The 24,328-nt window shown below is 61.2% G+C and carries 25 protein-coding genes and 1 tRNA gene; 15 read left to right on the top strand and 11 right to left on the bottom strand.

Annotation, left to right across the window (positions count from 1 at the left end):
* Window positions 1-9: 9 nt before the first annotated feature.
* From folP to phoR, 10 genes are all read left to right on the top strand, one after another.
* On the top strand, window positions 10-918 hold the full coding sequence (folP, locus tag FAZ97_RS09465; RefSeq protein ID WP_158759116.1) for a dihydropteroate synthase: 909 nt from the start codon (window positions 10-12) through the stop codon (window positions 916-918).
* 56 nt (window positions 919-974) lie between these two features.
* The gene (gene glmM / locus FAZ97_RS09460) at window positions 975-2,327 is read left to right on the top strand and encodes a phosphoglucosamine mutase (protein WP_158758212.1); all 1,353 of its coding nucleotides are present in this window, start codon (window positions 975-977) and stop codon (window positions 2,325-2,327) included.
* Window positions 2,328-2,384: 57 nt separating this feature from the next.
* Window positions 2,385-2,627 (top strand): hypothetical protein, encoded by a 243-nt coding sequence (locus FAZ97_RS09455; protein WP_158758211.1) that lies wholly within the window; start codon window positions 2,385-2,387, stop codon window positions 2,625-2,627.
* Between the two features lie 98 nt (window positions 2,628-2,725).
* Window positions 2,726-3,757, top strand: a complete 1,032-nt coding sequence (gene pstS, locus FAZ97_RS09450; RefSeq protein WP_158758210.1) for a phosphate ABC transporter substrate-binding protein PstS — start codon at window positions 2,726-2,728, stop codon at window positions 3,755-3,757.
* Between the two features lie 206 nt (window positions 3,758-3,963).
* Window positions 3,964-4,950 (top strand): phosphate ABC transporter permease PstC, encoded by a 987-nt coding sequence (gene pstC / locus FAZ97_RS09445; protein WP_158758209.1) that lies wholly within the window; start codon window positions 3,964-3,966, stop codon window positions 4,948-4,950.
* Window positions 4,947-5,843, top strand: a complete 897-nt coding sequence (gene pstA, locus FAZ97_RS09440; RefSeq protein WP_158758208.1) for a phosphate ABC transporter permease PstA — start codon at window positions 4,947-4,949, stop codon at window positions 5,841-5,843. The genes pstC and pstA overlap by 4 nt, the downstream gene beginning before the upstream one ends.
* 20 nt (window positions 5,844-5,863) lie before the next feature.
* Entirely contained in the window at window positions 5,864-6,718 is an 855-nt protein-coding gene (gene pstB / locus FAZ97_RS09435) for a phosphate ABC transporter ATP-binding protein PstB (RefSeq protein WP_407671808.1), read from the top strand.
* Window positions 6,719-6,737: 19 nt separating this feature from the next.
* Window positions 6,738-7,442, top strand: a complete 705-nt coding sequence (gene phoU / locus FAZ97_RS09430; protein WP_158758206.1) for a phosphate signaling complex protein PhoU — start codon at window positions 6,738-6,740, stop codon at window positions 7,440-7,442.
* 33 nt (window positions 7,443-7,475) lie between these two features.
* On the top strand, window positions 7,476-8,177 hold the full coding sequence (phoB, locus tag FAZ97_RS09425; protein ID WP_042261377.1) for a phosphate regulon transcriptional regulator PhoB: 702 nt from the start codon (window positions 7,476-7,478) through the stop codon (window positions 8,175-8,177).
* 132 nt (window positions 8,178-8,309) lie between these two features.
* The gene (gene phoR / locus FAZ97_RS09420) at window positions 8,310-9,623 is read left to right on the top strand and encodes a phosphate regulon sensor histidine kinase PhoR (RefSeq protein WP_158758205.1); all 1,314 of its coding nucleotides are present in this window, start codon (window positions 8,310-8,312) and stop codon (window positions 9,621-9,623) included.
* An 80-nt stretch (window positions 9,624-9,703) separates the two neighbouring features.
* Here the strand turns inward: phoR and ppk1 are convergent, their stop codons facing one another.
* Window positions 9,704-11,767 carry a polyphosphate kinase 1 gene (gene ppk1, locus FAZ97_RS09415; RefSeq protein ID WP_158758204.1) on the bottom strand — a complete coding sequence of 688 codons (2,064 nt, stop codon included), beginning with the start codon at window positions 11,765-11,767 and terminating at the stop codon, window positions 9,704-9,706.
* Between the two features lie 304 nt (window positions 11,768-12,071).
* Between ppk1 and ppx the strand changes: the two genes are divergently transcribed.
* The gene (ppx, locus tag FAZ97_RS09410) at window positions 12,072-13,583 is read left to right on the top strand and encodes an exopolyphosphatase (RefSeq protein ID WP_456093675.1); all 1,512 of its coding nucleotides are present in this window, start codon (window positions 12,072-12,074) and stop codon (window positions 13,581-13,583) included.
* Window positions 13,584-13,685: 102 nt separating this feature from the next.
* Here the strand turns inward: ppx and FAZ97_RS09405 are convergent, their stop codons facing one another.
* A complete protein-coding gene (locus FAZ97_RS09405) occupies window positions 13,686-14,504 on the bottom strand; it encodes a GNAT family N-acetyltransferase (protein ID WP_158758203.1) in 819 nt (272 codons plus the stop codon).
* Between the two features lie 205 nt (window positions 14,505-14,709).
* On the bottom strand, window positions 14,710-15,174 hold the full coding sequence (gene sixA / locus FAZ97_RS09400) for a phosphohistidine phosphatase SixA (RefSeq protein ID WP_158758202.1): 465 nt from the start codon (window positions 15,172-15,174) through the stop codon (window positions 14,710-14,712).
* A 162-nt stretch (window positions 15,175-15,336) separates the two neighbouring features.
* Here sixA and FAZ97_RS09395 point away from each other — a divergent pair.
* Window positions 15,337-15,413: transfer RNA gene (locus FAZ97_RS09395), tRNA-Pro, on the top strand.
* An 87-nt stretch (window positions 15,414-15,500) separates the two neighbouring features.
* Here the strand turns inward: FAZ97_RS09395 and FAZ97_RS09390 are convergent.
* The 4 genes from FAZ97_RS09390 to FAZ97_RS09375 all read right to left on the bottom strand — a co-directional run bounded on the left by FAZ97_RS09390 (window position 15,501) and on the right by FAZ97_RS09375 (window position 18,216).
* Window positions 15,501-16,484: a tyrosine-type recombinase/integrase gene (locus FAZ97_RS09390; protein ID WP_233271561.1), complete on the bottom strand. Its 984-nt coding sequence runs from the start codon at window positions 16,482-16,484 to the stop codon at window positions 15,501-15,503.
* A 119-nt stretch (window positions 16,485-16,603) separates the two neighbouring features.
* On the bottom strand, window positions 16,604-16,837 hold the full coding sequence (locus FAZ97_RS09385; RefSeq protein WP_158758201.1) for a DUF4224 domain-containing protein: 234 nt from the start codon (window positions 16,835-16,837) through the stop codon (window positions 16,604-16,606).
* A complete protein-coding gene (locus FAZ97_RS09380) occupies window positions 16,834-17,031 on the bottom strand; it encodes a helix-turn-helix transcriptional regulator (RefSeq protein WP_233271560.1) in 198 nt (65 codons plus the stop codon). Before FAZ97_RS09380 ends, FAZ97_RS09385 begins: the two co-directional genes overlap by 4 nt.
* A gap of 138 nt (window positions 17,032-17,169) precedes the next feature.
* On the bottom strand, window positions 17,170-18,216 hold the full coding sequence (locus FAZ97_RS09375; protein WP_158758200.1) for a hypothetical protein: 1,047 nt from the start codon (window positions 18,214-18,216) through the stop codon (window positions 17,170-17,172).
* A gap of 86 nt (window positions 18,217-18,302) precedes the next feature.
* Between FAZ97_RS09375 and FAZ97_RS09370 the strand changes: the two genes are divergently transcribed.
* The 3 genes from FAZ97_RS09370 to FAZ97_RS09360 all read left to right on the top strand — a co-directional run bounded on the left by FAZ97_RS09370 (window position 18,303) and on the right by FAZ97_RS09360 (window position 20,648).
* Window positions 18,303-18,581 (top strand): helix-turn-helix transcriptional regulator, encoded by a 279-nt coding sequence (locus FAZ97_RS09370; protein ID WP_158758199.1) that lies wholly within the window; start codon window positions 18,303-18,305, stop codon window positions 18,579-18,581.
* On the top strand, window positions 18,581-19,144 hold the full coding sequence (locus FAZ97_RS09365) for a hypothetical protein (RefSeq protein ID WP_158758198.1): 564 nt from the start codon (window positions 18,581-18,583) through the stop codon (window positions 19,142-19,144). Before FAZ97_RS09370 ends, FAZ97_RS09365 begins: the two co-directional genes overlap by 1 nt.
* Window positions 19,145-20,393: 1,249 nt before the next feature.
* Complete coding sequence (locus FAZ97_RS09360; protein WP_158758197.1) at window positions 20,394-20,648, top strand: hypothetical protein; 255 nt, start codon at window positions 20,394-20,396, stop codon at window positions 20,646-20,648.
* A 52-nt stretch (window positions 20,649-20,700) separates the two neighbouring features.
* On the opposite strand, the gene FAZ97_RS09355 is transcribed toward FAZ97_RS09360, so the two are convergent.
* The 4 genes from FAZ97_RS09355 to FAZ97_RS09340 form a co-directional block, all read right to left on the bottom strand.
* Window positions 20,701-22,944, bottom strand: a complete 2,244-nt coding sequence (locus FAZ97_RS09355; RefSeq protein ID WP_158758196.1) for a DotA/TraY family protein — start codon at window positions 22,942-22,944, stop codon at window positions 20,701-20,703.
* Window positions 22,945-22,946: 2 nt separating this feature from the next.
* On the bottom strand, window positions 22,947-23,504 hold the full coding sequence (locus tag FAZ97_RS09350; RefSeq protein ID WP_158758195.1) for a hypothetical protein: 558 nt from the start codon (window positions 23,502-23,504) through the stop codon (window positions 22,947-22,949).
* On the bottom strand, window positions 23,501-23,791 hold the full coding sequence (locus FAZ97_RS09345; RefSeq protein ID WP_158758194.1) for a hypothetical protein: 291 nt from the start codon (window positions 23,789-23,791) through the stop codon (window positions 23,501-23,503). The genes FAZ97_RS09350 and FAZ97_RS09345 overlap by 4 nt, the downstream gene beginning before the upstream one ends.
* Before the next feature lie 106 nt (window positions 23,792-23,897).
* Window positions 23,898-24,317 carry a hypothetical protein gene (locus FAZ97_RS09340; RefSeq protein WP_158758193.1) on the bottom strand — a complete coding sequence of 140 codons (420 nt, stop codon included), beginning with the start codon at window positions 24,315-24,317 and terminating at the stop codon, window positions 23,898-23,900.
* Between the last annotated feature and the right edge of the window lie 11 nt (window positions 24,318-24,328).

Raw genomic sequence — 24,328 nt, 5'->3', positions numbered from 1 at the left:
GTGCCCAACATCTCCTCGCAAGGTAGTCTCCCACCTGAGCCGCTCGCGTGCGGCCGCTTCACGCTGACTTTCGAGCGCCCGCTCGTCATGGGCATCCTCAACGCCACGCCCGACTCGTTTTCCGATGGCGGCCGCTATATCGCTTTTGGCGACGCCTTGCGCCGCGCGGAGCAGATGATGCTCGACGGCGTCGATATCATCGACATTGGCGGTGAATCGACGCGGCCGGGCGCGCCGCCCGTGCCGCTCGACGAGGAACTCGAGCGCGTGATTCCGCTGGTGGAAAAGCTCAAGGACGCGAACGTGCCGCTCTCGATCGACACGTACAAGCCCGAAGTCATGCGCGCGGCGCTCGCGGCAGGCGCCGACCTGATCAACGACATCTGGGGTTTCCGGATGCCTGGCGCGATCGACGCCGTGCGCGGCAGTGACTGCGGGCTGTGTGTGATGCACATGCTTGGCGAGCCGCAGACCATGCAGGTGAGCGAGCCCGACTACGTGGACGTCGTGCGCGAGGTTCGTGAGTTTCTCGCCGAGCGTTGCGCCGAACTCGAAGCGGCGGGCGTGGCGAAGGCGCGCATCAGCGTGGATCCGGGCTTTGGTTTCGGCAAGGCGGTGTTGGAGCACAATTACGCGTTGCTCTCGCACCTGCCCGAGACGGCGCCGGAGGTTGCGGCTGGCGTCGCGCCGTATCCGATCCTTGCCGGCATGTCGCGCAAATCGATGCTCGGCGCGCTCGTGAACCGGCCCGCGCCCGAACGTGTTGCCGCGAGCGTGGCGGCGGCCGTATGCGCGGCCGAGCGCGGTGCGGCGATCATACGCGTGCACGACGTCGCGCCCACCGTGGATGCGCTCAAGGTCTGGGCGGCGATGCGCGACGCGCTGGCAGGCGGCGCATTCCGACACGAGATGCACTAACGCATCCGGGCGGCGAAAATACAGGACAAGGCAGTAGCAAACCGAGGGATAGAAAGATGGGACGTCGTTATTTCGGAACTGATGGGGTGCGTGGCAAGGTCGGCGAGGCGCCGATCACGCCCGATTTCGTGCTTCGGCTAGGCTATGCGGCGGGCAAGGTGCTCGCGGGGTCGGCGGGGGCATCCGGGCCGCGCCCGTCCGTGCTGATCGGCAAGGACACGCGTATTTCGGGCTATATGCTTGAAGCTTCCCTGGAAGCGGGGCTTTCGGCTGCCGGCATCGACGTGATGCTGGCCGGCCCGATGACGACGCCCGGCATCGCCTATCTCACGCGCGCGCTGCGGCTCGCCGCGGGCGTCGTGATCAGCGCGTCGCACAATCCGTACTACGACAACGGCATCAAGTTCTTCTCCGCCGACGGCAACAAGCTCCCCGACGAGGTGGAGACGCAAATCGAGGAGCAGCTCGAACAGCCGCTCGCCTGTGCGCCGTCCGAGCAGCTCGGCCGTGCACGCCGTCTGCACGACGCGGGCGGCCGCTACATTGAGTTCTGCAAGAGCACGTTCCCGCAGGCGTTCAACCTGCGGGGCCTCAAGCTCGTGATCGACTGCGCCAACGGTGCGGGTTACGACATCGCGCCGCACGTGTTCCACGAACTGGGCGCGGACGTCATTCCGATCGGCGTGTCGCCGAATGGTTTCAACATCAACGACGGCGTAGGCGCGACCGCGCCCGATGCGCTCGTGCGCGCGGTGCGCGCGAATCACGCGGACCTCGGCATCGCGCTGGACGGCGACGCCGACCGTCTCCAGGTGGTGGACGCACAAGGCCGCCTCTACAACGGCGACGAACTGCTCTACGTGCTCGTGAAGGACCGCATCGCGACCGATGGCAAGGTGGAAGGCGCAGTCGGCACGCTCATGACCAATCTCGCGATCGAGCAGGCGCTCGAAGGCCTTGGGGTGCAGCTGGTGCGCGCGAACGTGGGCGACCGCTACGTGCTGGAGCAACTGCGCGAGCGCGGCTGGCAGCTCGGCGCCGAAGGCTCGGGCCACATTCTTTCGCTCGACCGTCACACGACCGGCGACGGCATCGTTTCGGCGCTGCTCGTGCTCGCGGCGATGAAACGCAGCGGCAAGACGATCGCGCAGCTGCTCGACGGCGTGCAGCTGTTTCCGCAGAAGCTCATCAACGTGCGCATCGCGCATGGCGCCGACTGGAAGGGCAACGCCGAGATCCAGAAGTCGATCGCTTCCGCCGAGGCGGAATTGAAGGGCAAGGGGCGTGTACTGATCCGCGCCTCGGGCACGGAGCCGGTGCTGCGCGTGATGGTCGAGGCCCGCGAGGAGCGCGACACGGTGCACTACGCCGAGGCGATCGCAGGCGTGGTCAAGCGTTCGATCGCGTAATCGCCGGCGCCGAATCGATGAGCACGGCGGTGCAACCCGCCGCCGTGCCCACTGCTCATGCGCATCTTTTTTTGCTTCTTTTCCGGCGTCGAAGCGAAATCGGGCAAACGTTTAAAACATTCACATAACGGTTTGCAAACCATTTTCGAGGAATTCCTCGAATTTTTTCATCGGACCCCGGGGCACCGTCCGAACGCCCGTCTGGCGGGCTTTCCAGCCGCAATCCCACTTGCTGGCCATGCCGCGAGCGCGCCTCGCAAATCGCCCAATACGCATATCCACGCGCCTTTCAGCCAGTAATCGTACTGTCACGTTCGCTTCATGAATCGTCACAGTACTGTCACAGAGACCCCCTAAGCTTCGCGGTGTCGTTCATCCGCTCACACACTGGAGGTCTCATGAAATTGATGCAAACCGCGCTCGCTGGCGTTGCTGGCGCGCTCTTCGCGATCGCAGCGCAGGCTGCTGACATCACTGGCGCGGGTAGCACCTTCGCAGCACCGATCTATACGAAATGGGCGGATGCCTATCAGAAGTCGGGCGGCGGCAAGGTGAATTACCAGGGCATTGGCTCGTCGGGCGGCATCAAGCAGATTCAAGCCAAGACCGTTGACTTCGCAGGCTCGGACGCGCCGCTGAAGGACGAAGATCTGGCCAAGGAAGGTCTGTTCCAGTTCCCGACGGTGGTTGGCGGCGTCGTGCCGGCGATCAATGTGCCGGGCGTGAAGGCCGGCGAAATCACGCTGTCGGGCCCGGTGCTCGGCGACATCTACCTCGGCAAGATCAAGAAGTGGAACGATCCGGCCATCGTCGCGCTGAACCCGAAGGTCAAGCTGCCTGATCTCGATATCGCCGTGGTCCGCCGCGCCGATGGTTCGGGCACCAGCTTCATCTGGACGAACTACCTCTCGAAGGTCAACCCCGAGTGGAAGACCAAGGTCGGCGAAGGCACGACCGTCGCATGGCCGACGGGCACGGGCGGCAAGGGCAACGACGGCGTCGCAGCCTTTGTGCAGCGTCTGCCGGGCGCGATCGGCTACGTCGAATGGGCGTACGCGAAGCAAAATCACATGGTCTACACTGCCATGAAGAACGAGTCGGGCGCTGTGGTTCAGCCGGACACCGAAACGTTCAAGGCAGCGGCCGCTGGCGCGGACTGGAAGAAGTCGTTCTACCAGATCCTCACGAACGAGCCGGGCAAGGACGCATGGCCGGTCGTCGGCGCGACCTTCGTGCTGCTGCACACCGCACAGGACAAGCCGGACCAGGGCAAGGAAACGCTCAAGTTCTTCGACTGGGCCTTCAAGAATGGCACGCCGGCTGCTGACAGCCTCGACTACATCTCGCTGCCGCCGTCGGTCGTGAGCGAAATCAAGTCGCAGTGGAAGGAGAAGGTCAAGGACGCGAGCGGCAAGCCGGTCGCCGAGTAAGCGAAGCGTCAGGCAAGCGTAAAAAAGGCCGCCGCGTGACGCGCGCGGCCTGTTCGCTTGTGGCTTGCCTGATTCCTCGCTGTCCATGATGTGCCGCCCGCCTTCCGGCCAGTCTGTATTAACGGCCGGAAGGCGGGCGATCTGCAGTCCTACGGCTGCATCAACGTCGTGAGCCCCGCGCTCGCGGCAACTGGAACCAGGTCACCATGTCCGACGTCCCGCTCGTGTCGAACCCGCCCGGCAACGCCGCGCAGCAAAAAGCGCCCAGCCCGGCAGGGGACATCATTTTTGGCGGCCTCGCGCGCCTTGCCGCCATCGTCACGCTGTTGCTGCTCGGCGGCATCATCGTGTCGCTGATCGTCGCCTCGTTGCCGACGATCCAGAAATTCGGTTTCGCATTCCTCTGGACTGCCGACTGGGATCCTCCCAGCGAGCAGTTCGGCGCGCTCGTGCCCATCTACGGCACGATCGCTACTTCGCTTATCGCGCTCATCATTGCCGTGCCCGTGAGCTTCGGCATCGCGCTCTTCCTCACCGAGCTTTCGCCCGCGTGGCTGCGCCGGCCGCTCGGCATCGCCATCGAACTGCTCGCCGCGATCCCGTCGATCGTCTACGGTATGTGGGGTCTGCTCGTGTTCGCACCGATCTTCGCGCAATGGTTCGAAAAGCCGCTCGGCACGCTGCTGGGCGGCATGCCGATCGTCGGCGCGCTGTTCCAGGGCGCGCCCATCGGCATCGGCATTCTGTGCGCCGGCGTGATTCTCGCGATCATGATCATTCCGTACATCGCCTCGGTCATGCGCGACGTGTTCGAAGTCACGCCTGTGCTGCTCAAGGAGTCGGCCTACGGCATCGGCTGCACGACCTGGGAAGTGATGTGGAAGATCGTGCTGCCGTTCACCAAGACCGGCGTGATCGGCGGCGTGATGCTCGGCCTTGGCCGCGCGCTGGGCGAGACCATGGCCGTCACGTTCGTGATCGGCAATACGAACCTGCTCGACAACGTGTCGCTCTTTTCGCCGGGCAACAGCATCACGTCGGCGCTCGCCAACGAGTTCGCGGAAGCGAGCCCGGGCCTGCACACGGCCGCGCTGATGGAACTCGGCCTGATCCTCTTCGTGATTACGTTCATCGTGCTGTCGATCTCGAAGCTCATGTTGCTGCGCCTTGAAAAATCGGAGGGTGCGCGATGAGCGAACCGATGATGAAAATTCCGGGTGCGATTTACGGCCCCGAACTCGATCGCATGCGCGACAAGCTGCAGCGTCGCCGCCGCGTCACTAACGCAATCGCGCTCGCGCTCTCGCTCGCCGCCATGGGATTCGGCCTTCTGTGGCTCGTGTGGATTCTCTACACGACGATTTCGCTCGGTATCGGCGGTCTTTCGATCGACCTGTTCACGCAGTCCACGCCGCCGCCGAACACTGATGGCGGCGGTCTTCTGAACGCCATCATCGGCAGCCTGCTGCTCGTTGTGATCGCAACGTTCGTCGGCACGCCGATCGGCATTCTCGCGGGCATCTATCTCGCGGAATACGGGCAGAAGGGCTGGCTCGCGAGCGTCACGCGCTTCATCAACGACATTCTGCTGTCGGCGCCTTCGATCGTCGTGGGTCTGTTCGTGTACGCGCTCGTGGTCGCGAAGATGGGCCACTTCAGCGGCTGGGCCGGCGCGATTGCGCTCGCACTGCTGCAGATCCCGATCGTGATCCGCACGACCGAGAACATGCTCAAGCTCGTGCCGAACGCGCTGCGCGAAGCGGCATTCGCACTCGGCACGCCGAAGTGGAAGATGGTGCTGTCCATCACGCTCAAGGCGTCGATTGCGGGCATCGTGACGGGCGTACTGCTCGCCATCGCCCGTATTGCCGGCGAAACCGCGCCGCTGCTGTTCACCGCGCTGTCGAACCAGTTCTTCAGCGCCGACATGAATCAACCGATCGCGAACCTGCCGGTCACGATCTTCAAGTTTGCGATGAGCCCGTTTTCGCAATGGCAGTCGCTTGCGTGGGCCGGCGTTTTCCTGATCACGCTGGGCGTGCTGGGTCTGAATATCCTCGCGCGCACGATCTTTTCGAAAAAGTAAGGGCGGAGTTCCCGATGAACATGGCTGAGAGTCACCTCAACACCGCTGCGCACGGCAATGCGCCCTCCGCTGGGTTTGAACCCGCGGACCCCGCCCAGAACGCACGCCTGCCGGCGCTGGGCAAGCCGAAGATCGAAGTGAAGGACCTGAACTTCTTCTACGGCAAGTATCACGCGCTGAAGAACATCAACCTGCAGATTCCCGAAGGCAAGGTGACGGCGTTCATCGGCCCGTCGGGCTGCGGCAAGTCCACGCTTCTGCGCACCTTCAACAAGATGTTCGCGCTCTATCCGGAGCAGCGTGCCGAAGGCGAGATCGTGATGGACGGCGAGAATCTGCTCGCGACCAAGCGCGACATTTCGCTGCTGCGCGCGCGCATCGGCATGGTGTTCCAGAAGCCGACTCCGTTCCCGATGTCGATTTACGACAACATCGCGTTCGGCGTGAAGATGTTCGAGAAGCTCTCGCGCCCGGAAATGGACGATCGCGTGGAGTGGGCGCTCACCAAGGCCGCGCTCTGGAACGAAGTGAAGGACAAGCTCGGCCAGAGCGGCTACGGCCTCTCGGGCGGCCAGCAGCAGCGCCTGTGTATCGCGCGCGGCATTGCGATCCGCCCCGAAGTGCTGCTGCTCGACGAGCCGTGCTCGGCGCTCGACCCGATTTCCACGGGCCGTATCGAAGAGCTGATCGCGGAACTCAAGAGCGACTACACGGTGGTGATCGTCACCCATAACATGCAGCAAGCCGCGCGTTGCTCGGACTACACTGCATATATGTACCTTGGTGAGTTGATCGAGTTCGGCGACACCGAAAAGATCTTCATCAAGCCGGTCCGCAAGGAAACGGAAGACTACATTACCGGCCGTTTCGGCTGATCGTTGCAGGGAGCCAATCATGTCCGACAAACACCTGTCCAGCCAGTTCGACGCCGATTTGAACCTCATTTCGTCGAAGGTGCTCGAAATGGGCGGCCTCGTCGAATCGCAGATCATCACGGCAATGCAGGCGCTCAACGATTTCGACGGCGAAGCCGCCGCGCGCGTGATCGCCGCTGAAGACCGCCTCAACACGATGGAAGTCGAGATCGACGAGGAGTGCAGCAACATCATCGCGCGCCGCCAGCCGGCCGCGCGCGACCTGCGCCTCGTGCTCGCCATTTCGAAGACCATCACGAACCTCGAGCGCGCCGGCGACGAAGCCGAGAAGATCGCCAAGCGCACGAAGCGCCTGATGGAAGACGGCGCTTCGCGCACCGTCAACATCGCCGAGATCAAGGTCTCGGGCGAGATGGCCGTGTCGATCCTGCGCCGCGCGCTCGACGCGTTCGCGCGCCTCGACACCGTGGCCGCCGCGCAGATCGTGCGCGACGACAAGGCGATCGACGAGGAATTCCGTGCGTTCGTGCGCAAGCTCGTGAGCTACATGATGGAAGATCCGCGCACGATCTCCGTGGGCCTCGACTATCTGTTCATCGCCAAGGCGATCGAGCGGATCGGCGACCACGCGAAGAACATCGCGGAATTCATCATTTACATCGTGAAGGGCACCGACGTGCGCCACAAGTCGCGCGACGCGCTCGAACGCGAAGCACTCAGCTAATCAATCCACAGGTAACAAGGTCAAGAGGTGCCGATGCCTAGCAGCATTCTCGTCATCGAAGATGAGCCCGCAATTTCCGAGCTGATTTCGGTGAACCTGCAGCACGCAGGCCACTGCCCGATCCGCGCCTACAACGCGGAGCAGGCGCAGAACCTGATCAGCGACGTGCTGCCCGATCTCATCCTGCTCGACTGGATGTTGCCGGGCAAGTCGGGTGTGAATTTCGCGCGCGATCTGCGCAACAACGAGCGCACGAAGCACATTCCGATCATCATGCTGACCGCGCGCGGCGACGAGCAGGACAAGGTGCTCGGCCTCGAAATCGGCGCTGACGACTATGTGACGAAGCCGTTCTCGCCCAAGGAGCTGATGGCGCGCATCAAGGCGGTGCTGCGCCGCCGCGCGCCGCAGCTCACGGAAGACGTGGTGGCGATCAACGGTCTGAAGCTCGATCCGGCCACGCACCGCGTGGCGGCCGCCGCCGAAGGCTCGGAAATCAAGCTCGACCTCGGTCCGACCGAGTTCCGTCTGCTGCACTTCTTCATGACGCATCCCGAGCGCGTGCACAGCCGCACGCAACTGCTCGACCAGGTGTGGGGCGATCACGTGTTCGTGGAAGAGCGCACGGTGGACGTGCATATCAAGCGTCTGCGTGCCGCGCTCAAGCCGGCAGGGTGCGATGCTATGATCGAAACGGTGCGCGGCAGCGGCTACCGTCTCGCCAAGAGCGCCTGAGCTGGAACAACGGCCGCGCCGCAGGGTGAGTCACCGGGCGGCGCGGCCGCTTCACTGCCGCCGGGATTCGTGCGGTGGTAACAAGATGTCGCGTGCCCGCATCCGACCGTATTTTTCTTCGATCGCAGGAACATGAACATCATCTGGGCGCGCTCCCTCGTATCGATTGTTTTGCTCGCGCTCATTTGCGCGGGCATTGGCGCGCTTTTCGGCGTCAAGATCGCGCTGGGCATCGCCGTGCTGGCGCTGCTCGGGCAAATGCTCTTCAGCACGTTCCACAAGCAGCGTCTCTGGCGCCTGCTCGACGCGCCGGTCTACGGCGAGGTGCCGAGCGCTCCCGGCATCTGGGGCGAAATCTACTACCGTCTGCACAAGCTCGCGAAGCGCTGGCACGCTCAGGTGCGCCAGGTGGAGCAGCAGCATTCGCGTTTCATCCAGGCGATCCAGGCTTCGCCCAATGGCGTCGCCATGCTCGACGATCACGACCAGATCGAGTGGTGCAACGCGATCTCCGAAATCCACTTCGGCCTCGACGCGAAGCGCGACCTGCGCCAGCACATCACGCATCTGGTACGTCAGCCGGACTTCGTGCGCTACCTCAATTCGCACGACTACAAGGACATGCTGATCATGCGCGGCATGGGCGCGAAGCGTCAGAACGTGATCTCGGTGCAGGTGTTTCCGTACGGCGAGAACCGCAAGCTCGTGCTTTCGCAGGACATCACCGAACTCGAGCGCACCGACGCCATGCGGCGCGACTTCGTGGCCAACGTCTCGCACGAACTGAAAACGCCGATCACGGTGCTCTCGGGCTTCCTCGAGACGATGCGCGAGCTGCCGCTTGGCGAAGCCGAGCGCAACCGCTACCTGGAGCTGATGGAGCAACAGGCCTCGCGCATGCGCCATATCGTCACCGACCTGCTCGTGCTTGCGAAGCTGGAAGGCGAGGGGCGTCAGCCCGGCGACCATATGGTCGACATGCGCGCGGTGCTCGGGCACGTGCGCGAGGACGCCGAAAGCCTTTCTGGCGGGCATCACCGCATCACGGCCGATTTCGACGATGGCCTGAGCGTGACCGGTTCCGAAACCGAGATCATGAGCGCGCTCGGCAATCTGGCGACCAATGCGGTGCGTTACACGCCGGACGGCGGCACGGTGCATCTGTCGTGGCGCTCGGAGCACGGCAGCGCGGTGTTTGCCGTCACCGACAGCGGTCTCGGCATTCCGGCCGCCGATATTCCGCGCCTGACCGAGCGCTTCTATCGCGTGGATCGCAGCCGCTCGCGCGACACGGGCGGTACGGGCCTCGGGCTTGCGATCGTCAAGCACGTGCTGCAGCGCCACGACGCGGCGCTCGAAGTGAAGAGCGAGGAAGGGCGGGGCAGCACGTTCACGGTGCGCTTTCCCACCGCGCGCACGACGAGAAGGCAGCCCGCGCCGGTGTGAGAAGCGGCAGGCGCAATTGAAAAAGCCGCTTCATTCGAAGCGGCTTTTTTGTTTGCAGCGTTAGCCAGTGCGTCAGCGCATTACGGACAGAACTTCGCGAGCAAGCTCAACTGCGCGTTCCGCACGGCCTTGCCTGCCCGGCGGCGGCGATAGTGGCCGTCGCTTTGCATGAGCCAGGCCGATTGATTGTCGCCGAGGAACGTGGAAAGGCCTTCGGCGATCACGCGACGCTTGAGCCTGCGGTCGTGGATCGGGAACGCCACTTCGACGCGGCGGAACAGGTTGCGATCCATCCAGTCCGCGCTCGACAAATAGACGTGTTCCTTGCCGCCCGCATAGAAGTAGTAAATGCGATGGTGCTCGAGGAAGCGCCCGACGATCGAGCGGACCGTGATGTTCTCCGAAAGCCCCGGCACGCCCGGCTGCAACGAGCACACGCCACGGATGATGAGGTCGATCTTCACGCCGGCCTGCGACGCTTCGTACAACTCGTCGATGACGGTCGGCTCGAGCAGCGCGTTCATCTTCGCGACGATGCGCGCCTTCTTGCCTGCGCGGGCGGCGTCGGCTTCGTTGCGAATCGCCTCGATCATCTTCGGATGCAGCGTGAACGGCGATTGCCACAGATCATGCAACTGCAGTTCGCCGCCGATGCCCGTGAGCTGCTGGAAGACGTGGTGCACGTCCTCGCACATCTTCGGCTCCGAGGTCATGAGGCCGAAGTCGGTGTAAAGGCGCGCCGTGCGCGGGTGGTAGTTGCCGGTGCCGAGGTGTACGTAGCGGCGCAGCACCATGCGGCCGTTCACGGGCACGCGGCGCACGATCAGCATCATCTTGGCGTGGCACTTGTGGCCCACGACGCCATACACCACGTGCGCGCCGACGGCTTCGAGCTGCGCGGCCCAGTTGATGTTGGTTTCTTCGTCGAAGCGCGCGAGCAGCTCCACGACCACCGTCACTTCCTTGCCGTTGCGCGCGGCCTGCATGAGCGCGTCCATGAGCGGCGAGTCGGTGCCGGTGCGGTAGATCGTCTGCTTGATCGCCACCACGTTCGGATCGTTCGCGGCCTGCAGCAGCAGTTCGAGCACGGGCTGGAAGCTCTCGTACGGATGATGCAGGAGCACGTCGCCCTGATCGATCACGTCGAACATGTTGCTGTTCGTGGCGATGCGCTTCGGAATGGCCGGCACATGCGGCACGAACTTGAGGTCGGGGCGATCGACCATCTCGGGCAACTGCATGAGGCGCACGAGATTCACGGGGCCGTCGACGTAATAGCAGTCCTTTTCGTCGAGGCCGCTTTCGTCGAGCAGGCGCTTCGCGAGATGCGGCGGCGTTTCCGCCGACACTTCGAGACGCACCGCATTGCCCAGGTGCCGCGCGGGCAGTTCGCCCTGCAGCGCCACGCGCAGGTTGGTGATTTCGTCTTCGTCGACGAAAAGTTCACTGTTGCGCGTAATGCGGAACTGGTTGCAGCTGCGCACCACGAGGCTCGGGAACAGCTCGCCCACGAAGCGCTGCAAGAGCGAGCCGAGCAGCACGAAGCCGTGCTGGAAGCCGGAAAGCTCCTGCGGCATGCGCACGAGGCGCGGCAGCGCGCGCGGCGCCTGCACGATGCCCATGACGGCCTGGCGCCCGAAGGCGTCCTTGCCTTCGAGTTCGACCACGAAGTTCAGGCTCTTGTTGAGCACGCGCGGGAACGGGTGCGCGGGATCGAGCCCGATGGGCGTGAGAACGGGCAGCAGTTCGTCGAGGAAGTATTTGCGCGCCCAGGCGGTTTGCGCCTCGTTCCAGGCGTCGGTGCCGTGGAAATAGATGCCTTCCTGTTCGAGCGCGGGCAGCACGGTGTCGTGCAGCATGCGGTACTGGCGATGCACGAGACGCTGCGCGCGTTCGACCACGAGGTCGTACACGTGCTGCAGCGACATGCCGTCGGGCGAGAGCACGCCGGGGTTGTCGCGCATCTGCTCCTGAAGCCCGGCCATGCGGACTTCGAAGAATTCGTCGAGGTTACTACTGGTGATACAGATGAAGCGCAAGCGCTCCAGCAAAGGAACAGCGGGATCGGACGCCTGTGCGAGCACGCGCTCGTTGAATCCCAGAATGCCCAGTTCGCGATTGAGTAGGGGATAGCGGATGGACATCGGCAATGAAAACGGAATGTCAGGAAGTGATTCGAACGGACGCTCGGAAATTCTCACAGTAATATGACTTTATTGTGACATTCGGTGTGTCATAAATTTTACGCCGCATTTTCACGAAATCGACAAGTCGCGTTGCGAACATGCACGCTGGGTAAAAGTACCCATGGTCATGACGAATGCGAGGAGCGACATGGTGAAGTCGGCTACGCTTAAAATGACGCATTTGGACGGCGCGGCGGCGGCGCAGCAAGCCCGCATGGCCGCGCGGTCGTCTCTGTATGCACGCATGGAGCCTGCCCCCTCGATGGTCACCAATCCCCAACTGCTTGCCGCCGTCGATCTCGGTTCGAACAGTTTTCGTCTGATCGTAGGCCGCGTCGAGGAAACCGACGCCGGCAGCCAGATCTATCCGGTGGATGCCCTGCGCGAACCCGTGCGGCTCGCGGCCGGCCTGTCGAAGGACAAGCTGCTCGACCGCGCCTCGCAGGTGCGCGGCTGGGACGCGCTCAAGCGCTTCGGCGAGCGGCTGCGCGACTTCCATCCCGACCAGGTGCGCGCGGTGGCGACCAATACGCTGCGCGTGGCCAAGAACTCGCGCGAGTTCCTCAGCGAGGCGGAAGCCGCGCTCGGCTTCCCGATCGAAGTGATCGCGGGCCGCGAAGAGGCGCGCCTCATCTATGCGGGCGCCGCGCACTCGGTGCCGGCGAGCGCCGGCAAACGTTTCGTGGTGGATATCGGCGGCGGTTCGACCGAATTCATCATCGGCGCGCACTACACGCCGATCCGCATGGAAAGCCTCTATATCGGCTGCGTGAGCCATAGCCGCCAGTTCTTCCCGTCGGGCAACGTCGACGAGTACACCATGCGCCAGGCCGAACTCGCGGCCACGCGCGAAATTCAGATCATCTCCGCCGACTACCGCAAGACCGGCTGGGACCAGGCGATCGGCTCGTCGGGCACGGCGCGCGCGCTCGCGGAACTCGTCGAGGCGAACGGCTTCAACGATCCCGGCATCACGCACGGCATTTCGCGCGGCGGGCTCGAGCGCCTGAAGCGCGCGCTCATCAAGGCCGAGAACGTGAACCGGCTCAAGCTCGTCGCGCTCAAGCCCGATCGCATTCCCGTGCTGGCGGGCGGTCTCTCGATCATGATCGCGGTGTTCGAGGAACTCGGCATCGACTACGTCGACACCACGGACGGCGCGCTGCGTCTGGGCGTGCTCTACGACCTGCTGGGCCGCTCGCAGCACGAGGACATGCGCACGGTCACGGTGGAGGGCTTCATGCGCCGCTACGGCGTGGATCGCGCGCAGGCGGGGCGCATCGGCGAGCTGGCCGTGAAGTTCTACGACCAGTTCGAGGAGCCCGACGAGGAGCGTCGCGAAGAAAACCGCATGTTCCTCACGTGGGCGGCGTCGTTGCACGAAATCGGGCTGTCCATCTCGCACAGCGCGTATCACAAGCACTCGGCCTACATCGCCAGCAACGCGGACATGCCCGGCTTCTCGCGCACCGACCAGGCGCGCCTCGCCGCGCTCGTGCTCGGCCACGTGGGCAAGCTCGGCAAGCTCTCGCAAACGCGCGATGTGGAGTGGCCGCTGCTGTTCTGCCTGCGTCTGGCCGCGCTGCTCACGCGCCGCCGCGCCGACGTCGGTCTGCCGCATATCACGGTGGCGCAGGAGGGCAACGGCTACGAAGTGCTGCTGCCCAATGCGTGGGTCCAGAACAATCCGCTCACCGATTACAACCTCGTTCAGGAAGCGGCGGAATGGGGCAAGATCGGCATACCGTATCGCGTGGTTTATACGGAGGAGTGAGCGCCGCGCGTTGCGCGCCACGCCAATGAAAAAGCCCGGCTCGTTGTTGAGCCGGGCTTTTTTTCATCCGCTGAATTTGCCCACGGAAGGGCGGATGTGGTCTTAGCGCGTAATGGCTTCGCCGAGGAAGTGACGCGCGTAACGCTCATTGATCTCCGAGAGGCGGAAGAGCGTGAGGAAGTCGGCGGTGTTGAAGTCGGGGTCCCAGGCGGGCGCACCGCAAATCTTCGCGCCGAGGCGCAGATAGCCCTTGATGAGCGGCGGCGGCACGGCAGGGGCGCCGGTGCGCAGTTCCTCGACGGGCAGTGGCGTGTGCGGGAACGCGCGATACTCGGGCGCGGTCAGGGCGTTCGCGCCGAGCGCGCAGTACAGGTTCGCCGCGTAGTGGCCGCCGTCGGCCATGGCGACGCTCGCGCAGCCGAGCATCGTCTCGTAGCCGTTGTGCTGCATATAGCCGCCCAGACCGCCCCACAGCGACATGATGACCGAGCCGCTGCGGTAGTCGGGGTGCACGCACGAGCGGCCCACCTCGACCATTTTCGGGCGCAGATGCGCAAGACGCGAGACGTCGAATTCGCTTTCGGCGTAGAGGCGGCCGATGCGCGCCGCCTGGTGCGGCGGCAGCACGCGGTAGGTGCCAACGACCTTGAGCGTGTCGAGGTCGCGCACGAGCAGGTGGTCGCAGTACGAGTCGAAGGCGTCGACGTCGAGACCGGCGGGGCCGGTCAGGCGTGCGCCCATTTCTTCCGCGAACACGCGGTAGCGCAGACGCTGGGCCTCACGCAGTTCCTCGTCGGTGCGAGCCCAGGCTACCTGCAGCCGATGCTGCGCGGTAACCGTTTCTTCGGCGCGCGGCAAGCGTCGGTTCGTCTCGAACAGCGTCGAGGCGAACGGCAGGGAGGGCGTCGGCAGATCTCGCATGGGGCGTCCTGGTCGGAAGTAAGAGAACTTTCCCGGCAATTTAGTAATACGCCGTTACGTTTCCATGAAAACGCAGTGACGATTCAATGACGTGGTGTAAGGCAGACGGACGCGGCGGCTGAAAGGCCGGGGGAGGCGGGGGCGCTTGAAACGCTGTACAGGCCGCGTACACGCGGCCCAACGGGGGAGGCGGGTTGGAGGACTGTTAGACGAGATCGGGCGTGATGGCCGCGTGCAGGACGGCCTGATCGTCGCCGCTGCGTTCGCGGCTGGCAAGCCAGAGCACGCCCGCTTTCTTCACGGCCCAGCTGCGCGAATCGGCGCCCCCAGAGAGCAGCCGCGCCGCGACCTCGCCGAGCGTGGGCTGATGGCCAACCACCACGACCGTGGACGCGAGGCCTTCGGGCCAGCCCACGGCGGTGAGGACCTGCTCGACGCTCGCGTCGGGCGCGAGTTCGCGCACGACGCGGTATTGATCGGTGAGCGCCTCGGCGGTCTGGATGGTGCGCGCGGCGGGGCTGGCGAGGATCACGGCGTCGTCGGGCAGGCGCGCGCGCAGCCACCGCGCGACGTTCTGCGCCTGCTTGCGCCCGCGCGTGGTGAGCTGGCGGGCGAGGTCGCTGGCGGCGATATCTTCGGCTTCGGCGTGGCGCCAGAGGATAAGGTGCATGGCGTCTCCTTTTGTTGGCGGATAGGGGCATGTGCGGCGTGTGCGTTCATGGTGCACGCCCCGCCCCTGAGCGGCAAGCGCGGGATGCTGGCCGCTTTTTGTTGGTTTGTCGTACAGGGATTTGACGGCGTAGGGGCACTACCGCTACAATCGCTGATTCGTCGGAGCGTAGCGCAGCCTGGTAGCGCATCTGATTTGGGATCAGAGGGTCGTAGGTTCGAATCCTATCGCTCCGACCAATGAAATCAAGGGTTTGGAGGCGGCGGCTCCCGCCGCTTCCAAAATTCCTTCCAAGCGATTTCCAAAAACTTCCTGACAGCAGCATCTCAAGCGGCACTTGCTTTCGGAATGTGAAGTCTCACTTCACTTCGTGGAATGTGCCTGGACTTGATGTAATCAGCTGTCTGCCCCTCATTCGTGTGCGCTGCGTGATCCTTTAGCGCCTCGATGTCGTACCCCGCATTTTTCGCATCGGTGAGCGCTTTCGCGCGGATGTCCTTCACCGTATAGGGAACGTCGGCGAGCTTCGCCCGGCCTTTCGCAACTTTCCACGCTTTTAGCACGGTGTTCGCAGCGTACGTTTTCCCCTTCTGGGTGTGAATCACGTACATGCTCTTCACCACGCCAATTGCCTTCGCGCGCTTCAGGACCAAGTCGATTTCCGGCGTGATCACTACGTCTACCGCGAGCCCGCTTGAATCTTCCGTCTTCGACGGACGGAAATGGATCACGCCGGTGAGGCGATCCACCCATGAGCACTCGTCGTTCTTCGGTTCGGCCGCCCAGCGCAGATTGCGGATTTCGGTCGAGCGTTGCGCCGTCAAGTAACATAGATCGACGAAACATTGCATCATCGGCCCGGTCGGTACTTCGGCAGTTACTTCCTTTCCCTCTCGCACATAGCTTGTCGTGAGCATGGCCTCGCGGATAGCCGCGAAGTGCTCGTCGGCGATCAGCGTGCGCCGCGGCTTCGGTTTCTTCAGCTTCACGTCGCGACACGGGTTCGTGCCGATATGACGTCGGTCGATACACCAGTCAAAGAAGCCAGATAGGAACGCACGCATCACGCGTTGCATGTGCGGCTTGTCCTTCCAGTTGTCGCGGAGGAACTGCCGTACGTACGGCACGTCCATGTGCTCAATGTTGACGTCGGCGAATCCGCGCTTTACGTATCGTCCATAGCTTGGCCAGGACTTCTCCTTGTGGTCTTTCTCATGCGCGGCGACGTACTTATCGACCAGGTGCGGCACGTTTCCGGCGCCGGCTGGCGTCTCGGACTTGGCCTTTTCCTGTGCGAGGCGCTCGTGCATCCGAACTTCGCCGTCTGCGATCTTGCACAGCCGAATCCACTTTTCCGTGTAAGGCTGCACCCAGTATTAGCTCGCGCCGCGCACATATACACGTCGCGCGGGGGTGGATCGTTTCGCGTTCATGCATGTACAGGTCGAAGTGCGGGGCGCTCGCGCATCGTAGTGTCGGAAGACAGGCCACTTTTGCGCGCTTGGAGGGAATCAAAAATGGCCCACGACATGATGATAGCGCCGTTGGCTGCGGTGATCGGCTCGATGCCAAAGGTGCGCCGGAACCAGGAAAACTGCTCGGCCTTACGTTTGTACCCGGTTACGCGCTCAAGGTCGGCCGGAGCCATCAGATGCTCGCTCATGCAGCACCTCGATCATCTACATGCCGCGTGTTCTGAAGCAGAAACTCTTGAAGGCTCACGTCGGTAATGCCAGATGCATTTCGACTGATTTTTACGAGCGTCAAGCGGCCAGCCCGAACGAGCCGATAAATTGTTGGACGGGATACGCCCAGCAAGCCCGCCGCGACGTTGATGCGATGCAGTTTCGGTGACACGTTGAACCCCAGATTATCGATGTCAACGCGGATCGAAGTGGATCAGCGCGCCTCATGGTGAATCTGGGGTGATTCTCTGCGTTGGACCGATTGGCGTCATCGCGAGTTAAGGAAATTTCGATCGGTCAATAGATGATCTCAGTTCGGCAAAGCTCCAGGGCCGCCAGGTGGTGATACCGTTCTGGCCTTTTCGATTTCGATTGCGGCCAGATATCTTGCCTCTAATCGAGTGTCATGGCCATCGAGGAATTCACTCCAATCGTCACCACCGACTGGTGCCCACCAATCGTCTTCGATTGCGCGAGGCCACGGAGACCACTCTCGGCCGCCAAACCATAGCTTCAAACGACGGACCTTGTACGGGTGCCAAGCGGGAATCGGAGCCGATTGGCAGACGCCATTGCGTCCGGCTTCATCCTCGTCAGCCCATGGATCACAAAGCAATTGCTCAAGGTGGGCTTCCTCGATTTCACGCTGCCACTCTGACATGGCCGCCCATTGCGCGTCCCAAGCGTCTTCAATGGATTTCTGTTCTGCCGCTTCAAAGGCCTCATACCAAGCTGGGGTCCAAGTGTCGGTCGTGACGCGCCCCCCAAGCTTCTCAATTTTCGCAACCCAGGAAGTGTAGTTACCTTCCATTTCGGCAGCGTGCCTGGGAGCCCTAGGTATCGCGGACGCTCGACCAACTGCACCAATCGGCCTTGCTTTAACTGGCATGAAGCCTTTTAGCAATCGATCGACACCATTGTCGAATGTTCTCTTTGCACGCTCGCGCGCCTTAGCATATTTGTCAACTGCTACGTCGATAGCACCTGCCATCGATTCGTCATCGGCCAGGACAATGCAGCCCAAGTCTCGGAGCTGGTCACGGCTCAAAAACTTCTGCTTATACCCTCGCAACACGATTTCGAGACGATGTGGCTGGTCCATGGCCTGACCGCCACGCACGTACTCAGATAGATTGTTGTGGAACCAACCAGGAAAGATCCCTAGCAGCTGCAGCTTTAAGGGATTGGGTTCTTTGGCGAGGATTGCGCGCACCACACTTTGAGTTGCCTTAACAGCGTTCGTCTTTGCTGCTCGACTTCGCCAAGGTTCCGGACGGCGCAATCCAAGCCTTTTGGCGACCATAGCTTCTTGGACATCCTCTTTCGAGCGCCGTTTGCCACCGGTTGGTCGACCCATAATGAAATTCCCTTAATTCACCTCGCACAATGAAGCAATCCTACGTACCTTGGGACCACTTCGCAAGGGTGAGAAGGGGTCAGCAAATGCAAGAGGCCAAATGGTCGGCGCAACGTTCTATCGGTCAGCGCGAAGCGCATCAATGTAGCGAGAGAGATTTTCGTGCCGTTTTTGGAGAGCTGGATGCCTCCGCCCTGATAACTGCAGATGAGCTCGCGGCGCTCCTGTGCGTCAGTCGTCAATCACTCGATTTCCGCCTACGGGTCGGCAAGATTCCGCGCCCGGTTGTCCGTGAAAAACGCTGTGTGAGATGGCGCGCTGGCGATGTCCGCGCTTGGCTTGACGGCATGCAGCAGGTTGAGTGATGGCGCGAGATCCGAAACCTCACTCATTCTCGCCCGCCATTGCAACAGAGCACGGTGTTATTGCAGCTGTCTTGATCAATCACCTCTCCTTTTGGATCGAGCACAACCGAGCCAACAAGGTGAATTTCCACGATGAACGTTGGTGGACCTATAACAGTCTGAAAGCATTTGAGAAGCAGTTTCCGTATCTGACGCTGAAGCAAATTCGGGGGGCGTTGGAGAAACTGGTCGAGAAGAACGTCTTGCTGACCGGGCACTTCCATGAAAACAAATATGACCGCCGGACGTGGTATGCCTTCGCCGACGAAACCCGTTATCTCGATCTAGAGCCCGTCGCCACCGATTTGCCCTCTGGGGCAAATGGACATGCCGTCAAAGGCAAATCGGTCTGCCGTCAGGGGCAAATGGATTCGCTGACTAGGGCGAATGGATTGGCCCCCGAGGGCAAATCCCTAGTAAACACAGATGTAAACACAGATGTAAACCAGATGGTGCCTACGCGTGAGCAGCACATCGAACTCCAGCTCAGCGCGGCTCGGCGCGCGCCAAGGAGACTGTCTTGATTGTGGCCTCCGAGAAGCGACTGCAAGACGCCTATGGATTTGTGGACAGCCACGCTGTGCGTGGTGCCCGCCTGAGCGCTACGCGCTCCCCTGGTGACAAGCCGGGACAACTTTTCGAGTTGCCCCACCTTGCCAACAGGTCGGCAACTGCCCACAAGCTCCACAGGCTGTTACCACAAGTCAGATGTAAACCTGCCTTACACCCCGCCGGATGCCTCTCAGATGCGATTGCAGCTTCATGTTGGGCTCGCTTGATTGTAGGTGTGAATCCACCGTCGGCAAAATCCTCCAAGCCGCGTACGCGGTGCCTCAAGACGAAGCTGCAACGGAGGAGTTGCTGACGGGACGAGTTCATATCGTTCAGGGGCGGCTCCGGGTGTTAGCTTCGAGGGCGGCCGGCAAAGAGAAATCGGGGTTCTCCGAGCGAGCATCAATCTCGCAGACATCGGAGTGTACGAGCAACATCGGTCGTTGGTTGACCAACCGCATTCCGTTTTTCGAAGTCTATTCTGACTTTGTCAAAATTTTTGACTTCGATGAAATCAGTTACTTAGTGAAAATAATCCGACGAGTCTTCGGGTCTCGCCGTGGGAAGAGGCTTTTGTTTTTACGAGAAGGCTTCGCGTCCATTGGCGTACCATATGTGGATCTTTAGATTCCAAAGCCGTTGATTTTTAATGATATTAGTTCTTCAGTCGTGGCTATCAGGCCAACCGGCCTTCGCGTCCGCTTCGAAGACAGTCTGAATTGCGGCGTGCACGCACTCTGGTTCTGCGTCAGACTGAAAAAGAGATGCTTCTTTTGTGCTGTTCATCAGGCAATAGGCCGTGTTGCCAATCGTGGGTGGAGATGCGCTTAGTCACGAAGGATTGAGAAGAAGATTTCAATACTGGTGGATGACTCGTCGCATTATTTGGATTCCTAGATAATTTGACGAAAGTAGATAATTGCGATGTAAGTCGGTCCCACTCAGCGGCAAGCGTACAATGCCAAGGTTACGAGCGGTGCGCCCGCCCATGCCATCGAGTCGCGCAGCAATGCTGCACGCTCGGTTCGGGCAGGTGGACTGTAGGCGACATAGTAAGCCTTCGCCGCGGTGCGTAAGGACGAAATCGTGTAACTAGTGAGCGAGGACATGCAGCCTTCTGCGAACCAGACGAACGCGCCCGAAAGTCGCTAACGGGCGACGTACTATCGGCACGTGCCGGCAATGAAGCCGCCTGCCGGGCTTATCTGAGGGGACCCGAAAATGACCATCGATGGCTACACCTTGGGGCTTGCCGAGCGTAACGCGAAGACGGCCGATAGCTGGCAAAACTACGCGCGCCAGCTTGAGCAGCAACTGGTGAACGCGAAAGCAGGTCTTGAGGCGATGACGACCCTCAAGAATGTTGCGCTCACTGAGCTTGCCAAACTCGACCCGAATCACTACCTGACAGTTCAGGAGAACCGGCAAAAAATCATTGATACGGCCTACGGGACGTACGGAAAACCTAGGCCGTGATTGCTACGAGTAACGAACAAAGCCCGCTTAGCGGGCTGTGTTCGTTGTGAGACTATCCGAGCGGCCTATCACTTCCGGCAGGACCGATCCTATCGCCACCAGGTGAAGCGGAAGTGTCGCCGCCCGCGCGTCCAAGGGCGCGATCGACATGGCCGCGGGTCGTGCCGCTCGCCGCGCCAAGGTGCCCATGTGACTTGTCGTGCATGTCATGCCCGACCGTGTTGCCCATCGATGCGCCCAACCATGCAAAAACGGTGTTCGGTAGATGATTCACCATTCCGAAAAGAGCTTGGCAAAGCGACTGGCACATGCCGACGTAGAGCGCGATGTAAGCGATGATACTCACGATTCCGGTAGTGCTATTGAATTGCGCATTTGCCAACGCGGTTCCGAACAGAGAGTTCAGAAGCGTGCCGAAAGCCACGATCCCGATACTCGCGATCAGGAAACCGATCACCATAAACGCCGGGCGGAGCATCAGGTTCAACAGGAAGACATAGCCGTACAAAGTTCGCGGCCCCATACCCTCACCTTCGCCGTCGAGGTGCGCAAAGGCCCACAACGGAGCTGCGATGACGGCCTCACATACGACTGCGAACCAGCTCAGGATGCCACCAAACCAGATCATGAACGGCAGCATCGGCAGATAGACAGACAGCATTACCCCGAAGAAGAACAGGCTCAATAGCAGCAGCATGATGATCGGCGACAGGTCCTTGATCACCTGCTGAAGTGCGCCCTTTACGGAATCCGACGCACCAAGCGTCACTACGTCCAGCGCCTTATCCGCGACCCAACCGATTCCCGAACCAGTTGCACCCTCGAATGCAGAATTGGCGACGTAGGCCGCGAGCATTACATCGCCGGCGTCGAGAATGTAGTCCCCGACATTCTTCATCCCGATCAGCGGATTGGTTCCGGTCCCGGTGCCGATATTCTGAATCGAGGTTGTGACCAGATTGACCAACCGCTGGCCAGGGAAGAGCCCGGAAAGAACGTGTCCCGGATCGCTCGATATTGACGACAGGTTAGTCGAACCCGAGCTTGACGAGGAACTACCGGCGACCGTCGTCGAGGCGTCCTGCGCCAGCTGGTGGTGGTATGTCACAAGCACGTTGTTATACAGATCCGGGTACGGCAGGTTTGCTGGATCCGTGGGTGGGATCGCGGTCGCCGCGGTCGATGTCGAGCTGGTGAGTTGAGTGTTCGCCATCGCGAACGTCTGGTACCACGAACCCAACATGATCCAGCCGTTTTGCGACAAACTGGACTGGATCTGACTCGACAAACCGCTAATGGAACTGGATGCGCCAGCGATAGCCCCCTGTATCGACTGCTGATACGCCTGCGCCGCATTGTTGATCGTTATCTGGGGGTCTGCCGGGTGACTTCCGGATGCGACCGCCTGGACGTACGTCGCCGCTGCGCTTTGCAATGTGGCCTGCATCGAGCTCAGTGCGCTCTGCTGTGCGGATTGCATCGTCGATACCACGCCGGATACATCCGGCACGATCGCCGTGAACCCGGAAGTTGAGACGGAGTCGCCGGTGATGTTCGAGTTCAACGTCAGGCTGACCGATGCGCCTCCACACGACAACCCATTGCCGTTCATCAACACCACCTGACCCGTGGTGGACTGTGTGTTGAACTGCTCCCCGGCATCGGCTGTTACGCCTCCGGTATCGCCAGTCAGGCTATTCGCCGCAAGGTTCGCGGACTGCGCGCACAAGTTCGCCTCGAACATCGACTTTGCGAGATTCGTTACCTGTGGCGCAGGGGGACTCGCGATAAGCGCGCCACCGTTTGCCAGCACCGAAGTTGCGGTCGCAACATCGAGATTGGCGATGCCGATGCCCATCATCGTTGCCCACAACATGAGGAGCTGCGCGCCCGAGTAGCCGAGCGGAAGAGGAACAAGGAGTGAGAAGCCCACCCCGTTGCGGATTGTGAACCAGATCGACGAACGTTTCTGGCCCATGAACTCTCCTTCTGAGCCCGTCGCGATCATGGCGGCAACAAAGAGGTAGCAGGCCCACAATGCTCCGACGACGAGAATGCAGGCGTTCAAGGTAGCGAACACCTGGCCGATGGCGGAAGCCGACCCACCGCCATTAATCGGATTCGAGATGACGCCGCCGAACACGCTTTTCAGCAGCGCCATCGACTGATCGGTGCCGCTGTTCGCGGCGCTCGTGATCGAGCCGACGGATTCGGTGGATTGTGCGCGCGCGAGCTGGGTTGAGCCCAGCAGCGCTAGCACAACGCTCGCAGTCCGTAGGAAATGACGTTTGCGCATGATCATTTCCAGTCAATACGGGGATTGAAGAAGTGCTTTACGAACCCACGGCCACGCAGAAACTCTCGAGGCGACATTAGCGGCTGATCCGGGTTCTGCGGCCCGGTCTCCATCTGGCGCAGCCGCAATTCAAATTTAAAAATCTGCATGAGACAGACAAGTACAAAGAGGCCACCACTCAAAAGACCTGCCCTGTTGAGATTGACCGCACAGCCAAGATTGGAACACAGGCCGAGAAAGCCAAGCACCATGAAAACGTGCTTCGCACGCGTGTTGAGGCGCTCAATCTCGCGTAGAGGGAGTGCGTCGGCGGGACGTGCTGCGAACGCCTGGTTCCAGGTGCGCACACGTTTTCCCTTCCGCTTCTGTGGCAGCCGCTTCGCGAGATCCGCAATGACGATTGCGCCTGGAGTCGTCGTTTCACGAAAGCTTTTGATGGCTCCAACGAGCGGGTAGCCTGGGATCATGTTGAGCGCGACGGCTTTTCCAACCTTCTTGACAAGGGTCAGCTTGGAACGTGCGTTTTGTTCGTTGTTTTGCTGTTTGTCGTTCTCTTTCATTGAGCGATCCTAAATTCGACTAGAGGGCGAAGTTCGCTGATGAGCATCTGGATGAACGTGACCCAGGACAACAGAAAGAGACCGCCGACGATGCTTTCCCAGAACACGATGTTCCAGTACGTCACCGAGTTGTGCGGCAGTTCAAGCGCACGCATAATCCAAACTGCGATGAGCATTTGAACGATGGTGATTTCTGCCGTTAATGTGAGGCCGAGCTTGTAATCGGGATTGCGACGGGGTCGCCCCTTGAGGCGAGGGATCGCGTGAACGTATTTAAGTGCGCGCATGTTATGCATCTCGGTTGATGTTTTGACCACGCCAAGCGGGGGTGATAGCGAACTAGTTTAAAATACGTAGTCCTGTTAATATGTTTGACCAAATCGATCTATGTCGTCAGTGAAATATTAGGGCGAAAAAAATACAGCTAATAATCGCCGCTGCAATTGCAACGGCGACAGTTATCCAATTGATACTGTTTGGCTGGATCGTCGTCGGCTTTCTAGATGGTTGATCGACGGAAATTCGTCCCGGTGCGGTCGGTTTGAAATTGCATTTGGCGACGCTACCGACTATGTTTCCGGCCTTTTCCAGTGCGTCAAAAACTTTCGCCATATGAGCGACGGGTGTAAGCGCTTCGGCCGCGAGTTTGTCTGCGGCATCGAGAAGTGCAGCTTGATTTTTTTGGATGAGAAGCGCGACGCCCTCCAGACGCTCAGTCAAGCGGTCAATTTCCTCAAATTGCTGAGCCAACATGGCTTCGCGAGTCCGATTGATTGCCTCTCTCGGACTGAGGTCTTTATCCAGAGCCGGCATGGCAGGGTCCT

Origin of the sequence: Paraburkholderia acidiphila (assembly GCF_009789655.1) — a bacterium.
Lineage (GTDB): Bacteria > Pseudomonadota > Gammaproteobacteria > Burkholderiales > Burkholderiaceae > Paraburkholderia > Paraburkholderia acidiphila.
This window is presented reverse-complemented; position numbering and strand designations above follow the sequence as displayed.

What these genes read in the sequence shown, in the direction of transcription:
- glmM (WP_158758212.1), top strand. Translation starts at nt 975, where the DNA reads ATGGGACGTCGTTATTTCGGAACTGATGGGGTGCGTGGCAAGGTCGGC.
- FAZ97_RS09455 (WP_158758211.1), top strand. Translation starts at nt 2,385, where the DNA reads ATGCGCATCTTTTTTTGCTTCTTTTCCGGCGTCGAAGCGAAATCGGGC.
- pstS (WP_158758210.1), top strand. Translation starts at nt 2,726, where the DNA reads ATGAAATTGATGCAAACCGCGCTCGCTGGCGTTGCTGGCGCGCTCTTC.
- pstC (WP_158758209.1), top strand. Translation starts at nt 3,964, where the DNA reads ATGTCCGACGTCCCGCTCGTGTCGAACCCGCCCGGCAACGCCGCGCAG.
- pstA (WP_158758208.1), top strand. Translation starts at nt 4,947, where the DNA reads ATGAGCGAACCGATGATGAAAATTCCGGGTGCGATTTACGGCCCCGAA.
- pstB (WP_407671808.1), top strand. Translation starts at nt 5,864, where the DNA reads ATGGCTGAGAGTCACCTCAACACCGCTGCGCACGGCAATGCGCCCTCC.
- phoU (WP_158758206.1), top strand. Translation starts at nt 6,738, where the DNA reads ATGTCCGACAAACACCTGTCCAGCCAGTTCGACGCCGATTTGAACCTC.
- phoB (WP_042261377.1), top strand. Translation starts at nt 7,476, where the DNA reads ATGCCTAGCAGCATTCTCGTCATCGAAGATGAGCCCGCAATTTCCGAG.
- phoR (WP_158758205.1), top strand. Translation starts at nt 8,310, where the DNA reads ATGAACATCATCTGGGCGCGCTCCCTCGTATCGATTGTTTTGCTCGCG.
- ppk1 (WP_158758204.1), bottom strand. Translation starts at nt 11,767, where the DNA reads ATGTCCATCCGCTATCCCCTACTCAATCGCGAACTGGGCATTCTGGGA.
- ppx (WP_456093675.1), top strand. Translation starts at nt 12,072, where the DNA reads ATGGTCACCAATCCCCAACTGCTTGCCGCCGTCGATCTCGGTTCGAAC.
- FAZ97_RS09405 (WP_158758203.1), bottom strand. Translation starts at nt 14,504, where the DNA reads ATGCGAGATCTGCCGACGCCCTCCCTGCCGTTCGCCTCGACGCTGTTC.
- sixA (WP_158758202.1), bottom strand. Translation starts at nt 15,174, where the DNA reads ATGCACCTTATCCTCTGGCGCCACGCCGAAGCCGAAGATATCGCCGCC.
- FAZ97_RS09390 (WP_233271561.1), bottom strand. Translation starts at nt 16,484, where the DNA reads ATGCACGAGCGCCTCGCACAGGAAAAGGCCAAGTCCGAGACGCCAGCC.
- FAZ97_RS09385 (WP_158758201.1), bottom strand. Translation starts at nt 16,837, where the DNA reads ATGAGCGAGCATCTGATGGCTCCGGCCGACCTTGAGCGCGTAACCGGG.
- FAZ97_RS09375 (WP_158758200.1), bottom strand. Translation starts at nt 18,216, where the DNA reads ATGGGTCGACCAACCGGTGGCAAACGGCGCTCGAAAGAGGATGTCCAA.
- FAZ97_RS09370 (WP_158758199.1), top strand. Translation starts at nt 18,303, where the DNA reads ATGCAAGAGGCCAAATGGTCGGCGCAACGTTCTATCGGTCAGCGCGAA.
- FAZ97_RS09365 (WP_158758198.1), top strand. Translation starts at nt 18,581, where the DNA reads ATGGCGCGAGATCCGAAACCTCACTCATTCTCGCCCGCCATTGCAACA.
- FAZ97_RS09360 (WP_158758197.1), top strand. Translation starts at nt 20,394, where the DNA reads ATGACCATCGATGGCTACACCTTGGGGCTTGCCGAGCGTAACGCGAAG.
- FAZ97_RS09355 (WP_158758196.1), bottom strand. Translation starts at nt 22,944, where the DNA reads ATGCGCAAACGTCATTTCCTACGGACTGCGAGCGTTGTGCTAGCGCTG.
- FAZ97_RS09350 (WP_158758195.1), bottom strand. Translation starts at nt 23,504, where the DNA reads ATGAAAGAGAACGACAAACAGCAAAACAACGAACAAAACGCACGTTCC.
- FAZ97_RS09345 (WP_158758194.1), bottom strand. Translation starts at nt 23,791, where the DNA reads ATGCGCGCACTTAAATACGTTCACGCGATCCCTCGCCTCAAGGGGCGA.
- FAZ97_RS09340 (WP_158758193.1), bottom strand. Translation starts at nt 24,317, where the DNA reads ATGCCGGCTCTGGATAAAGACCTCAGTCCGAGAGAGGCAATCAATCGG.